The sequence below is a fragment of the Amorphoplanes friuliensis DSM 7358 genome, assembly GCF_000494755.1.
GTDB classification, from domain to species: Bacteria; Actinomycetota; Actinomycetes; order Mycobacteriales; family Micromonosporaceae; genus Actinoplanes; species Actinoplanes friuliensis.
The window spans coordinates 1841928-1854405 of record NC_022657.1; the positions used below are offsets into that span (position 1 = coordinate 1841928).

The window sequence follows — 12478 nt, forward strand, 5'->3', positions numbered from 1 at the left end:
TCCCATGACAAGCTCACTGGGACTGGACGGCATCAAGGCACGTCAGCAGAAGACCTGGGCCAGCGGCGACTACGGCGCGGTGGCCGCGCTCATCCACCCGATGTCGGAGAGCCTCGTGCAGGCCGCCGATCTCACCGCGGGGTCGCGCGTCGTCGACATCGCCACCGGTACGGGCAACGCCGCGATCGCCGCGGCCCGGTGCCTGTGCGACGTGACAGGTGTGGACTACGTGCCCGAGCTGCTCGAACGAGGCCGGGCACGGGCGCAGGCCGAACACCTGCCGGTCACCTTCGTGGAGGGTGACGCGGAGGCCCTGCCCTGCCGCGACGGCGAGTACGACGCGGCGTTCTCGGTCGTCGGCATCATGTTCGCCCCCGACCAGGAGAAATCCGCCGCCGAGCTGACCCGTGTGGTCCGCTCCGGCGGGACGATCGGGATGGCCAACTGGGCACCGGACGGTTTCATCGGCGAGCTTTTCCGTACGGTGGGCCGCCGCGTGCCGCCCCCGCCCGGTGTCCGTGCGCCCGTGGAGTGGGGCAGCGAACCGCGCCTGCGGGAGCTGTTCGGCGACCGCGTCCGCGACCTGCGGGTGACCCGCCGCGACTTCGTCTTCCGGTTCGGGTCCCCGGACGACTTCGCCGACTACTTCCGGGTCCACTACGGGCCGACACTGAAGGCCTTCGAGGCGCTCGACGACGACAACGGCAAGCTGCTCCACGCGGACCTGGTCGACCTGGCCACCCGCTACAACGTGGCGACGGACGGGACCGCGAAGATCCCGTCCGCGTACGTCGAGGTGCTGGCCACGCGGGTGTGAGTCAGGCGGTCAGGCGGCCGACGTCAGGCGGTTCAGGACGTCGGTCAGCCGGGCCGCGGTCTCGGTGCCCAGTTTTTCGAACTCGAACTTCATGACCGGGGTGGCCAGCTTGGCCAGGCCGTGCATTTCGAGCTCGAGGTGGTAGCTGACCTCGCTGCCACCCGCGGCCGGGCGCACGGTGATCGTGTCGGTCGAGGTGGCACCCTCGTTGCGACCGGCAAAAACAAGCCGATCGCTCTCGACGGCCTGCAGCGTGTAGGTCATCTCGGTCGTGACGCCGAGGACCTTCGAAGTGTTGTGCCAGGTCGCGCCGACGTCGAGCGGGCCGTTGCCGGTCCGGACGGTCTTCTGCGTGGCCGGGTCCCACTCGTTGGTGTTGCCGAAATCCTTCAGGTACGCGAGCACGGCGTCGGCCGGCGCGGCAACGGTGAACGTGCGGGAGATCGTGATCATCGGCTTCCCCTCGAGGGTCCGGCAGAGCGCTTCCACCCTAATCGCCGATGATCTCCGCCGCCCCTCTTTCTCCGGCCGCCCCGGTCAGCGACCTCGCAGGCGGTTGAGCCCGGCGGCGTATTCGGCGTCGGTGAGCTCACCGCGCTGGTGCCGCCGGGTGAGGACGGCGATCTCGGAGTCGGCCGCCGGGGCGGGTCCGGCGTGCCACTGCGGGGGCTGCGGCGGCACGGCCACGGGCACGAACGTCTCCGGCGGCGGCGGTCCTCCGTAAGCGCCCGGCGGCGGCGGTCCGGCGAACGTCCCCGCGGGCGGCGGCCCCGCAAACTGCGCGGGTGGCGGCGGTGCGCCGAAATGCCCCGGAGGCGGGGACGGCTGTGCGGCGTACGGGCGGTAACCGGCCGGCGGCCCGGCGGGCAGGGGCTCGGGCCGGAACCAGCGGTTCGCCGAGGGGCGGGTGAGCAGGATGATGGCGGCGATCATGGCGAGCATCGCCAGGCCCGCGAACACCCCGCTGCCGATCCGGTACGCCGAGCCGTAGGACTCGGGCAGCGCGCTGACGGTCGTCCTGGTGACGGTTCCGTTCGACCGTGACGTGCTCATCGTGACGTTGTTGCCGAAATCCGGCGTGCCGCCGCGGGTGGCGGCGCTGATGCCGCAGAGCAGCAGGATCGCCATCATGGTGAAGGCGAAGATCCGGCCGGGCTGACTCCCGGCCCGCACCGAGGCGGCCGAGGCCAGCAGGGTCAGCGCCGCGACGATGGTCAGCACCGCGACGATCACGGTGGTGGATTCGGCAAAAACGAGCGCTGTCCCGGTGTCGCCGCCGAAGTCCCGGAACTTGTCGCCGGCCCAGGTCCGGGTGTGGCCGACCTGGCCGAAGAGTGCGATCGCGGTGATGAGATATCCGGTGGCGGTGAAGGCCATGAGGGCGGTGGCGACGGTGACCGTCGCCGGGCGTGTTCTGGTGCTGGTCATCTGCGGAGTCCCCGTTCCCCGAGCCGATACCGGCACCCTCAGTGAAACAGGTCACAACCGGTCCCGTCAGTCCGGTTTGGACAGGGAACCTCCGTCGATCGGTCAGTTCTGGTCGCTCGCGGCGGGACCGCGCTCTGCGGCTGTTTCGCCTGATGAAAGCCCAGATGCGTGATGCAATCGGGAGATGCGGATGACTCTGGGCGCCCGGACCGGTCCGGCCGGCGCGGGCCGGCTGTAGGCGTCGATGTCGCTCACCTCCGCCGCGCCGCCGGCGTTGCTGCGCCCGGTCCTGCCGCTGGCTGACCGGATGCGTACCAGCATGCGCCTGGGTGTCCTGATCCTGGTGCTGATGATTCCGGGCATCGTCGCCACCTGCGGTTATGTCCTTCAGGCCCGCTCCAAGATCGCGTTCAGCGCGGCCGAGCGGGACGGTCTCGAGGTGGTCCGCCCGGCCCTGCTGGCCATGGCGAGCACCGTCGCCGCGAAGGAGCCGGATCTGGCGGCGGTTCGTGACGCTGTCGGCCGGAACCCGGAGCTGCGGCTGGAGGACTCGCTGCGGGCTGTGCCGCAGGGTCTCCCGTCCACGCCGGTCCAGCGGTTTGCGCTCGCGACCGCTCTGGCCGGGCTCATCACCGACGCCGGCAACAACTCGAACCTCATCCTCGACCCGGACCTGGACTCCTTCTACGTGATGGACGCCCAGATCGTGCAGTTGCCGAAGGCGCTGCTGGCCGCGGCCAAGATTGCCGCGGCCGAGGTGACCAGCGGCAACAGCGCGGTTGCGGAGCAGGCGGTGCGGGCCGGTGAGCTGGCCGGGGCGGCCTCGAGCCTGACCTACGACGTGGACACGGCGGACGCCAACACGAAGCTGGCCGGGCTCGCCGCCCGGCTGGAACCCGTCGGCCGTGCTGCGGACGCCGCCTCCGGGCTGGCCGCGCAGCTCACCAGGTCCCTGGAACGGCCCGGTCCGGCCGACGTCGGCCCGCTCGCCACCGCTCTGGCCGCGGCGGTCGGCCCGCTGGTGGAGGTGCTCGACGACCTCCTCGAGATCCGCGTGACCGGTTTTGCCAACGAACGACTGATCGTCCTGCTCGTCACCATCGGCGGGTTTGTGCTCGCGGCCTGGTTCGCGGCGGGTGTGCTGTGGCGGACGCGGCACGACGTCGCGCTGGCCGTGCAGGGCGTGACCGCCATCGCGGACGGCGACCTGGAACCCCGGCCGCTGCCCGCCGGCCGGGACGAGCTCGGTGATCTCGGTCAGGCACTGACCAGCACCCGGTCCCGGATCCTGGCCCAGGAGGAGGAGATCGCCAAGTCGCAGGCGGTCCGCGAGGAGCAGCTGCGGGTCAGCTTCCAGCACCAGCGTCAGGCCGAGATGCGCCTCCGCGACCGCGCCCAGACGATCATCGACGAGTCGACCTCGGTGATCGCCGAGGAGTTGCGCCTGGTCACCTCGCAGGTCGGCGACGTCCGGGAAGCCGCCGACACCATCGACAGCGGCATCTCGGCCACCGACGCCGCCACCGAGGCCGTCGTTGCGCACGCCCGCCGGGCGGAGAACGTGATCACTTCGCTCGAGCAGAGCCTGCGCCGGGTCGCCGACACGGCCACCCTGGTCAAGGGCATCGCCGGTCAGACCCGGCTGCTGGCCCTGAACGCCACCATCGAGGCCGCCCGCGCGGGTGAGCTGGGCCTGGGCTTCACCGTGGTCGCCGACGAGGTCAAGGAGCTGGCGACCAGCACGTCGACGTCCACCGAGCAGATCGCCGCCACGATCGCGGAGCTGGAGCGGGACACCGCCCAGATGGCCGCCACGATCGCCGAGATGGTCTCCGGGATCGCCGGCGTGGGCGAGGCTGCCACGTCACTGCGTGCGGTCGCCGCCGACCAGGGCACGGTGGTGGGCCGGCTCGCCGACCAGATGGGCCAGACCATCGGCCGGGTCGAGGAGATGTCCGGCCTCTCCGCGCAGCTCGAACGACGCGAGGCCGACCGCGTCACGGTGACCGGCTCGATCCGGGTACGCCGCGGCAACGAAGTGCTCACGCCCACGCTGATCAACCTCAGCCGCGGCGGTGTCCGCGTCCAGCTGCAACCCGGCACACGGCTCAACGTCGGCGACGCCGTCGAGATCGACGACCTCGGCCCGGCCGGCGACCCGATCCGGGTCCAGGCCCGGGTGGTCAGCCTCGGCACGGGAGAAGAGCACGACGAGGCGGGCCTGCAATTCATGATCGCTGACAACGGTACGGCCGAACGGGTCGACCGCTACGTCAGCAACCTGGTCGCCGACGCCTCCGTCGAGGTCTCATAGGAACCGGCGGACGAAGCGGCGCTGCCACGGCGTCTCGACCGCACCCCGGTGGTAGTGCTCGCGGACCCACTCCACCGCGTCGGCCGGGTCGACACCGTCCAGCACGGCCAGGCAGGCCAGCGCCGTGCCCGTACGCCCGCGCCCGCCCCAGCAGGCGACCTCGACCCGCTCGGTGGCGGCGCGACGCCAGGCCTCGCCCAGCACCGCGGCCGCCTGCGCACGGTCGGACGGCAGGCGGAAGTCCGGCCAGCGCACCCACCTTGCCTCCCACGTCGTCGGGGCCGGTTCGGAGCCGAGCAGGTAGACGCCCAGCTCCGGTTCGGGTCCGGACGGCAGCGGCCGCCGCAGCCCTCGCCCCCGCACCAGGCGTCCGGACGGCAGCGTGACCACACCCGGTCCGTCGGCCGGCCAGGTCATGCCGGCGCGAGGGTGGAGGCGATCGACGAGAGCCAGAGCACCACGGCGTACGCGCCGGGGTCCGGGTGGCCGATGACCCGGTCGCCGAGGTAGCTCGACCGGCCGCGACGCGCCGTGATCGACATCGTGCTCTCGACGCCGGCACGAGCGGCCTCGATCGCCGCGGCCAGCGCTGTGGAGGCCGGCGCACCGCTCGCGAGCTGCGTCTGCAGGGTCTCCGCGGCCGGGACCAGGGCGTCGATCATCGTGCGGTCACCGACCTCCGCGCCGCCGACCTCGCGGATGCCGTCGGCGCCCGCCCGCAGTGCCGCCGCCCAGCCCCGGCCCGGATCGTCCGGGCCGGCCGCCTCCAGTGCGGAGGCGGCCCGCAGCAGCAGGATCGCGTACAGCGGGCCGGACGTGCCGCCCACGCTGCGCCGGACACTGGCCGACACCGCCCGCAGCACTGCGGCCGGGCCGTCCTCGCCGGGATAGTCCGGGGACTCCGCGAGGACCGCCGCGGCGCCCCTGGCCAGGCTGATCCCCAGGTCGCCGTCGCCGACCTCACGGTCCAGCTCGGTGAGCTCGTCACGGTGCGAGATGAGTGTCTCGGCGACCGCCTCCAGCGCCCGGCGTACCGGATCATCGGCGGTGAGGGTGCCGGTGCCGCTCGCGGCAGGGGCGGGGGCCGGGACGATGGCGCCTTCCGGGGCGGTGACCGTCTGCGGCCAGGCCGGGGCCGTGGTGGGCGCGTCCAGGCCGGCGAGCAGCTCGTCGTCGACCGGCAGCAGGCTCAGCGAGACACCCGCCATGTCGAGGGCGGTGAGAAAGCTGCCCGCCCACAGCCGCTCCACGGTGATGCCGCGTTTGCGCAGCTCCCGGGCTGTCGCGTCCGCCATGATGGAGAGCTCCATCGGCGGGGTCGCTCCGAGACCGTTGACCAGCACCACGACCCGCTGACCCGAGGTGATCGCGCGGTCGTCGGCGATGGCCGCGACCAGCCGCTGGGCCACGTCGCGGGCCGGCGGCAGGGCCGCACGTTCGACACCGGGCTCGCCGTGGATGCCCAGACCCCACTCGGCCTCGTCCTGATCGAGCAGGAAGCCGGGCTGCCCGGCGGCGGGCACGGTGCACGCGCTGAGCGCGAGACCCATCGTCCCGACCGTGTCGGCCACCCGCTGGGCCCGCCGGACGACCTCGGCCAGCGGCAGTCCCGCCGCGGCCGCCGCGCCGGCGACCTTGTGCACGAGCACGGTGCCGGCGAGGCCGCGCCGGCCGGCACCCGCGTCGGCGGCCAGCGCGACGTCGTCCGCGACCACCACGGTGGCCACCTCGATGCCCTCGGCCCGCGCCAGCTCCGCGGCCAGCCCGAAGTTGAGCCGGTCACCGGTGTAGTTCTTCACGATCAGGAGCACACCGGCGGGGGAGGCGACGGCCCGGATCGCTTCCAGCACGGCGTCGACGGACGGCGAGGTGAACACCTCACCCGCGACCGCGCCGCTCAGCAGGCCCGCGCCGACATAACCGGCGTGGGCGGGTTCGTGTCCCGCGCCGCCACCGGAGAGCAGGGTGACGTGCCCGGCCTCGCGGACGGCGTCGAGGTCCGCCCGCAGTGCGGTGGTCGAACCGGCCAGGCGGGCGATGCCCGCGGAGGTGAGAGTGAGTCCGTCCAGGGCCTCGGCGACAACATCATCAGCGGCATTGATGAGCTTCTTCACGCGGATCATTCTCCTCCCCCCGACGCTCTTCGGCCCGCTATCATCGTCGTCGTGCACAGCATCAGCAGCCTGCGACGCCGGATCATCACCTTCCGGTTGAGCTAGCACGTGCCTTCAGCCGGCGGGTCGATCCCGCCGGCGCCCCTGACGGCCCCGATCGACCTGCCTTGTCGATGGGTGACCCATGAATCTCGAAGCTCTGCTCTCCGCGCGGCTCGCCGCCGCGTTCTCCCAGGTCGCCGGTGTGACCGTCGATCCGGCCGTGCGGCGCTCGCAACACGCCGACTTCCAGTCCGGCGCGGCCCTGCCGCTGGCCCGGGAGCTCGGCCGTGCGCCGCGCGACATCGCGGCCGACGTGCTCGCGGCGGCCGACCTCACCGGCGTCGCGACCGGTGAGATCTCCGGCCCCGGGTTCCTCAACCTGCGGCTGGACGACACCTTCGTCACCACCGCCGCGAACGACGTCGCCGCCGACCCGCGCCTCGGTGTGCCCCTGGCCGGCCACCCGGAACGTGTCGTCGTCGACTACTCCTCGCCGAACGTGGCCAAGGAGCTGACGATCGGGCACCTGCGGTCCACGGTGATCGGTGACGCCGCGGTGCGGGTTCTCGAGTGGCTCGGCCACGACGTCGTGCGGGCCAACCACCTCGGCGACTGGGGCACGGCGTTCGGCCTGCTGATCGAGCACCTGGGCGCGGACGACGCGGCCGGGATCGACGACCTGACGGCGTTCTACCAGGCGGCCCGGGTGCGGTTCGACACCGACGAGGAGTTCAGGACACGGTCCCGGCTACGGGTGGTCGCGCTGCAGGCCGGCGACGAGGCGACCCTCGCGCAGTGGCGGCAGCTGGTCGAGAGGTCGAAGCGGTACCTGCTGGCCGCGTACGAACGGCTCGGTGTCACGCTCGGGCCGGACGACTTCCTCGGCGAGAGCTTCTACAACGACCGGCTGGAATCCGTCGTGGACGACCTCGCCGCGAAGGATCTGCTGGTCGAGAGCGGCGGTGCGCTCTGCGCGTTCCCGCCCGGTTTCACCGGCCGTGACGGCGAGCCGCTCCCGCTGATCGTCCGCAAGAGCGACGGCGGTTTCGGGTACGCCGCAACGGATCTCGCCGCACTCAGGTACAGGGTGGAGGAACTGGGTGCGACCCGGCTGCTCTACTTCGTGGGTACGCCCCAGCGTGTCCACTTCCAGATGGTCTTCGCCGTGGGCGCCGCCGCGGGCTGGCTGCCCGACGGGGTCGTGGCGGAGCACGTCGGCTTCGGCTCGATCCTCGGCACCGACGGCAAGATGTTCCGGAGCCGGACCGGTGAGTCGGTGAAGCTGGCCGCGGTCATCGACGAGGCGATCAGCCGCGCCGCCGAACTGGCCGCCAACCCGGAGGTCGCCCGGGCCACCGGCATCGGTGCCCTCAAGTACGCCGACCTGTCCGGCGACCGGCTCTCCGACTACACCTTCGACTGGGACAGGATGCTGGCGCTCACCGGCAGCACCGGGCCGTACCAGCAGTACGCGTACGCCCGGATCCAGGCGATCTTCGACCGGGCGGGACCGTTCGAGGGGCGCATCGACGTCGTCGAGCCCGCCGAACGGGCGCTGGTCCTGGAGCTGCTCGCCTTCGCGCCGGTGGTGACCGGGGTCGGCCGCTCGCTGGAGTTCCACCGGCTCACCGGTCACCTGTACGCCGTGGCTCAGGCGTTCAGCGTCTTCTACCAGCAGTGCCCGGTGCTCAAAGCCCCTGCGGGCGTACGCGAAAGCCGTCTCGCCCTGTGTGCTCTCACCGCCCGGACCCTCCGGCGTGGTCTTGACCTGCTGGGGATTGCCACGCCTGCGCGGATGTGACGCCCTCCTCCATGACAACACCGAGGATCGGCCGGTTGCTGCCGGCCGGATCCCACGTCGGGTCGGCGGTGACCGGCTGCGCCCAGGAGAGCCGCCCGAAGCCGGGCCAGATCCGCTGGGTCAGCGCCCGGGTGGTGTGCACCCGGTCGCCGGCCCGGCGGCGGCGTTCGGCGAGGACGGCGCTGAGGAACGCCCAGTCCGGTGTGCCGGGCGGCGGCTGCTGGGCGATCTTCTCCGCGATCTCCTGCGCCAGCTCGCGCGCGAACCGGCCGTTCTGCGGCTGCCGGATCTCGGCCGACCGGGCCAGGTAGTGCCGGGCGGCCAGGGCGAGCTGGTCGTCGAGCCCGCTCAGGTCCAGCGCCGCCGCCCAGCCGGCCAGCTGCGGCGGCATCGACGGCACCCAGCCCCACGGTGCGGGCGAGCGTTCGTGGATGACAAAGGTGCCCGCGGCCTGGTCGCCGAGGCGCCGGCCCTGCGGCGAGGCGAGCATCGTGGTCAGCGCAACCGCCCAGGTCAGCGGGGGGAAGAGCAGCCCGGGCCACTCCACGGCCGCGCCGACCAGCGTACGGGTGAGCGCGTGCCGCAACCGGATCGGCCCGCCGTCGGCCCGCACCACCCGCAGCCCCATGGCGCGCTTGCCGGGGCTGCGGCCGTTGGTCATGGTCTCGGCGATCGTCGGGTACGCGATGAACACGACGATCGTCGCGATGGTGGTCGACGCCTGGATGAACGCCTGGTCGGCCACGCCCGGCGGCAGCGCCTGCGACACGATCCCGATCACCATGATCAGCAGCAACGCGAAGAGCAGCTGCACGGCGATGTCGATGATCAGGGCCAGCCCGCGCGAGCCGACCCGGGCCGGGCGCACGTCGACCTGGACAGCCTCGCCGTTGACGAGCGGCTCGTCGCGGCCACCGGGGGTCGTCACCGCCACAGTCATGCGGGTAGTTAACCCGATCGGCGTTGGCTACGCTGCGCCGGTGGACCTGGACGCGTACGTCGCCGAGCGCCGCGGGGAGTGGAACAGGCTCGAGGTGCTGGCCCGCCGCCGCCGGCTGTCACCGGACGAGGCCGACGAGCTGGTCCTGCTCTACCAGCGTGCGGCCACCCACCTGTCGGTGGTCCGCAGCCACTCGCCCGACCCGATCCTGCTCGCCTCGCTGTCGCAGCTGGTGATCGCGGGCCGGTCGGCGGTCACCGGCGGGCGGCGTTTCTCCTGGCGTCCCGTGGGCCGGTTTTTCACCTCGTCGTTCCCGGCCGAGCTCTACCGCACCCGCCACTGGTGGCTCGGCGTCATGGTGATCAACGTGCTCCTCGGCTGGGCCCTGATGTGGTATTTCTCGACCAATCCCGACATCATCAGCAGCTTCGGCACCGGCCAGGAGCTCCAGCAGTACGTCGAGAAGGACTTCGTCGGCTACTACAGCGAGTTCCAGGCCCAGAACTTCGCCGCCAGCGTCTGGTCGCACAACGCCCTGATCGCCGCCCAGTGCCTGGCCTCGGGCGTCCTGATCCTGCCGGTCCTCTACATCCTCGGCCAGAACCTCTTCGCCATCGGCATGATCGGCGGCGTGATGATCTACGCCGGCCACGGCGACACGTTCTTCAGCTTCATCCTCCCGCACGGCTTCCTCGAGCTGACCTCGATCTTCGTCGCCGCCGGCGTCGGCCTCCGCATCGGCTGGGCCTGGATCGCCCCCGGCCCGCACCGCACCCGCGGCCAGGCCCTCACCGCCCACGCCCGCGGCGGCATGCTGGTCGCCCTCGGCCTGGTCGCCATGCTCGCCGTCTCCGGCGTCCTCGAGGCCTACGTGACACCGTCCGCCTTGCCCACCTCGATCCGCATCGGCATCGGCGCCGCGGTCTGGCTGCTCTTCCTGGCGTACGCCCTGGTGCTCGGCGCGGCGGCCCACCACCGCGGCGAAACCGGCGACCTCGCCCCCGAACACACCGAGACCCCGGTCCCGACCGCTTAGAACCTGTCCTAGGGTCAGGGGAATGACTCTGCTTGATCTCGACCCGGACCAGTTGCTCTCCACCACGCGGGCGGTCCGCAAACGCCTCGACTTCACCCGGCCGGTGCCCGACGACACGATCCGCGAGTGCGTGGCGATGGCCCTGCAGGCACCGTCGGGGTCGAACAACGTGACCATGCGGTTCGTCGTGGTCCGCGACGAGGCGAAGCGCCGGGCGGTCGGCGACATCTACCGCGAGGTGTACGCCGGCTACAAGGCCTCACCCGGGTACGCCGGCAAGCCCACCGGTGACGACGCCCGCGACGCGGTGCAGCGACGGGTGGCGAGCTCCGCCGACTACCTGGGCGAGCACATGGGCGATGCGCCGGTGCTGGTCCTGGCCTGCAACGAGGGCCCCAACCGGCAGTGGGCGGTGGCCGGCATGGGCAACGTCATCCCGGCCACGTGGAGCTTCATGCTGGCCGCCCGGGCCCGCGGGCTCGGCACCGCGTGGACGTCGATGCACCTCGCCCGCGAGCGGGACGTGGCCGAGATCCTGGGGCTCGACTACGAGACGCTCGCGCAGGCGGTGCTCACGCCGGTGGCGTACACGAAGGGCACGGATTTCCGCCCGGCCGGGCGGCCCGCTCCGGACGAGATCATCCGCTGGGTCTGAGGCCTCAGAGCCGGCCTGCTGCTTTGAGCTTCAGGTAGACGTCGGCGACCTTCGAGGCGAAGTTGTCGCGGAGTTCGTCGACGACCATCACGCCCTGTTGTTCGAGGATGGTGCGGACGCGGCCACGTTCGGCCAGGGCGAGTTCGGCGGCTGCGGCCACGTGGACGTCGTCGGCGGTGGCGCCCTGGACCGGGAGCTGGGCCAGCTGGGCGGTCTCCGGGTCGCGGACGCTGGCCAGGACCACGCGGTGCCGGGTTGTCAGCCGCGTGAGCATCGGCAGCAGGCCCTCGACGATCGGCGCGGCGTCGAGCGCCGAGAAGATGACCACGAGGGAGCGTTTGTGGTCGCGGCGGAGCAGGTCGGCGACGGCCAGGCCGAAGTCCGTCTCGACGAGGGCGGGTTCCAGGGAGGCCATCGAGCTGATCAGGCGGGGGAGTTTGGTGCGGTGGCCGCCGCCCTCCACCTTGGCGCGGACGGCGGTGTCGACCGCCAGCAGGTCCACCCGGTCGTCAGCCTTGGAGGCGAGGACCGCCAGGAGCAGCGCGGCGTCGATCGCGGCGTCCAGGCGGGGTTCGTCGCCGATCCGCGCCGCCGACGTACGGCCGGTGTCCAGCACGCAGATCACCCGGCGGTCGCGCTCGGGGCGCCAGGTCCGGACCACCACGTCGTGCGTACGCGCGCTGGCCCGCCAGTCGATCGAGCGGACGTCGTCGCCGATGACGTACTCGCGGAGGACGTCGAACTCGGTGCCCTGGCCGCGTCCGCGGGTGACCACGGCGCCGTCGAAGATCCGCAGCTTGGCCAGCTTTTCCGGGAGCAGCCGCCGCGACGGGAAGCGCGGCAGGACCCGCAGCGTCGACCCCGGCGTGACGGCGTCGTTCCACCGCTGGCGCCGCTGCCGGTACGCGAGCCCGAGCGGCCCGTACGAGCGCAGTGTCACCCGGACCGCGGGCCGGTCGCCGTGCCGTGTCGGGGTGAGGGTGGTGATGATCTCCTGCTGTTCGCCGGGCAGCAGGTTGAGCCGGTGCTCGGTGTTGTCCGCGCCGGCCGACGGCACCCAGCGGTCGCGCAGCCGCAGCCACATCGGCCGCCGCGCCGCGTTGCCGACGGTGAGCACGGCGGTAGCCGTCTCACCCAGCCACACCGTCGCGTCGGCTTCGCGGCGCAGTGTCACACCGGTCAGCGGCGCCGCGACCAGCACATCCAGCAGCGCCGCCACGGCGGCCAGGCCGAGCACGGCCAGCGTCAGCAGCCACGGTGACGGGAGCAGCGCCGGCAGGGGTACGCCCAGCGCCAGCAGCAGCGCGAAGCGCCTGGTGACCACGGTCGGC

At 72.4% G+C, this 12478-nt stretch carries 11 protein-coding genes; 5 read left to right on the forward strand and 6 right to left on the reverse strand.

Annotated features, from left to right (window positions below; genetic code table 11):
* Positions 1 to 4: 4 nt before the first annotated feature.
* Positions 5 to 817: a class I SAM-dependent methyltransferase gene (locus AFR_RS08570; RefSeq protein ID WP_023359516.1), complete on the forward strand. Its 813-nt coding sequence runs from the start codon at positions 5 to 7 to the stop codon at positions 815 to 817.
* A gap of 9 nt (positions 818 to 826) precedes the next feature.
* Here the strand turns inward: AFR_RS08570 and AFR_RS08575 are convergent, their stop codons facing one another.
* Both AFR_RS08575 and AFR_RS46690 read right to left on the reverse strand, forming a co-directional pair.
* Positions 827 to 1270: an SRPBCC family protein gene (locus AFR_RS08575; RefSeq protein ID WP_041841918.1), complete on the reverse strand. Its 444-nt coding sequence runs from the start codon at positions 1268 to 1270 to the stop codon at positions 827 to 829.
* Positions 1271 to 1354: 84 nt separating this feature from the next.
* Positions 1355 to 2245 carry a hypothetical protein gene (locus AFR_RS46690; RefSeq protein ID WP_023359518.1) on the reverse strand — a complete coding sequence of 297 codons (891 nt, stop codon included), beginning with the start codon at positions 2243 to 2245 and terminating at the stop codon, positions 1355 to 1357.
* 244 nt (positions 2246 to 2489) lie between these two features.
* Between AFR_RS46690 and AFR_RS46695 the strand changes: the two genes are divergently transcribed.
* A complete protein-coding gene (locus AFR_RS46695) occupies positions 2490 to 4559 on the forward strand; it encodes a methyl-accepting chemotaxis protein (RefSeq protein ID WP_023359519.1) in 2070 nt (689 codons plus the stop codon).
* Here the strand turns inward: AFR_RS46695 and AFR_RS08590 are convergent.
* Positions 4554 to 4976 (reverse strand): protein-tyrosine phosphatase family protein, encoded by a 423-nt coding sequence (locus AFR_RS08590; protein ID WP_023359520.1) that lies wholly within the window; start codon positions 4974 to 4976, stop codon positions 4554 to 4556. The two genes, AFR_RS46695 and AFR_RS08590, sit on opposite strands and share 6 nt — an antisense overlap.
* Positions 4973 to 6673 (reverse strand): dihydroxyacetone kinase subunit DhaL, encoded by a 1701-nt coding sequence (gene dhaL / locus AFR_RS08595; RefSeq protein ID WP_041841920.1) that lies wholly within the window; start codon positions 6671 to 6673, stop codon positions 4973 to 4975. Before dhaL ends, AFR_RS08590 begins: the two co-directional genes overlap by 4 nt.
* Before the next feature lie 184 nt (positions 6674 to 6857).
* On the opposite strand from dhaL, the gene argS reads away from it, so the two are divergent.
* Positions 6858 to 8516: an arginine--tRNA ligase gene (gene argS, locus AFR_RS08600; RefSeq protein ID WP_023359522.1), complete on the forward strand. Its 1659-nt coding sequence runs from the start codon at positions 6858 to 6860 to the stop codon at positions 8514 to 8516.
* Here the strand turns inward: argS and AFR_RS08605 are convergent.
* The gene (locus AFR_RS08605) at positions 8452 to 9456 is read right to left on the reverse strand and encodes an RDD family protein (RefSeq protein ID WP_063749528.1); all 1005 of its coding nucleotides are present in this window, start codon (positions 9454 to 9456) and stop codon (positions 8452 to 8454) included. The two genes, argS and AFR_RS08605, sit on opposite strands and share 65 nt — an antisense overlap.
* Positions 9457 to 9496: 40 nt before the next feature.
* Between AFR_RS08605 and AFR_RS08610 the strand changes: the two genes are divergently transcribed.
* Both AFR_RS08610 and AFR_RS08615 read left to right on the forward strand, forming a co-directional pair.
* The gene (locus tag AFR_RS08610; RefSeq protein ID WP_023359524.1) at positions 9497 to 10492 is read left to right on the forward strand and encodes a stage II sporulation protein M; all 996 of its coding nucleotides are present in this window, start codon (positions 9497 to 9499) and stop codon (positions 10490 to 10492) included.
* A 22-nt stretch (positions 10493 to 10514) separates the two neighbouring features.
* The gene (locus AFR_RS08615) at positions 10515 to 11147 is read left to right on the forward strand and encodes a nitroreductase family protein (protein ID WP_023359525.1); all 633 of its coding nucleotides are present in this window, start codon (positions 10515 to 10517) and stop codon (positions 11145 to 11147) included.
* Positions 11148 to 11151: 4 nt separating this feature from the next.
* Here AFR_RS08615 and AFR_RS08620 read toward each other — a convergent pair whose 3' ends face one another.
* Positions 11152 to 12471, reverse strand: coding sequence for a DUF58 domain-containing protein (locus AFR_RS08620; RefSeq protein ID WP_023359526.1), 1320 nt, complete (start codon positions 12469 to 12471; stop codon positions 11152 to 11154).
* Positions 12472 to 12478: the final 7 nt, after the last annotated feature.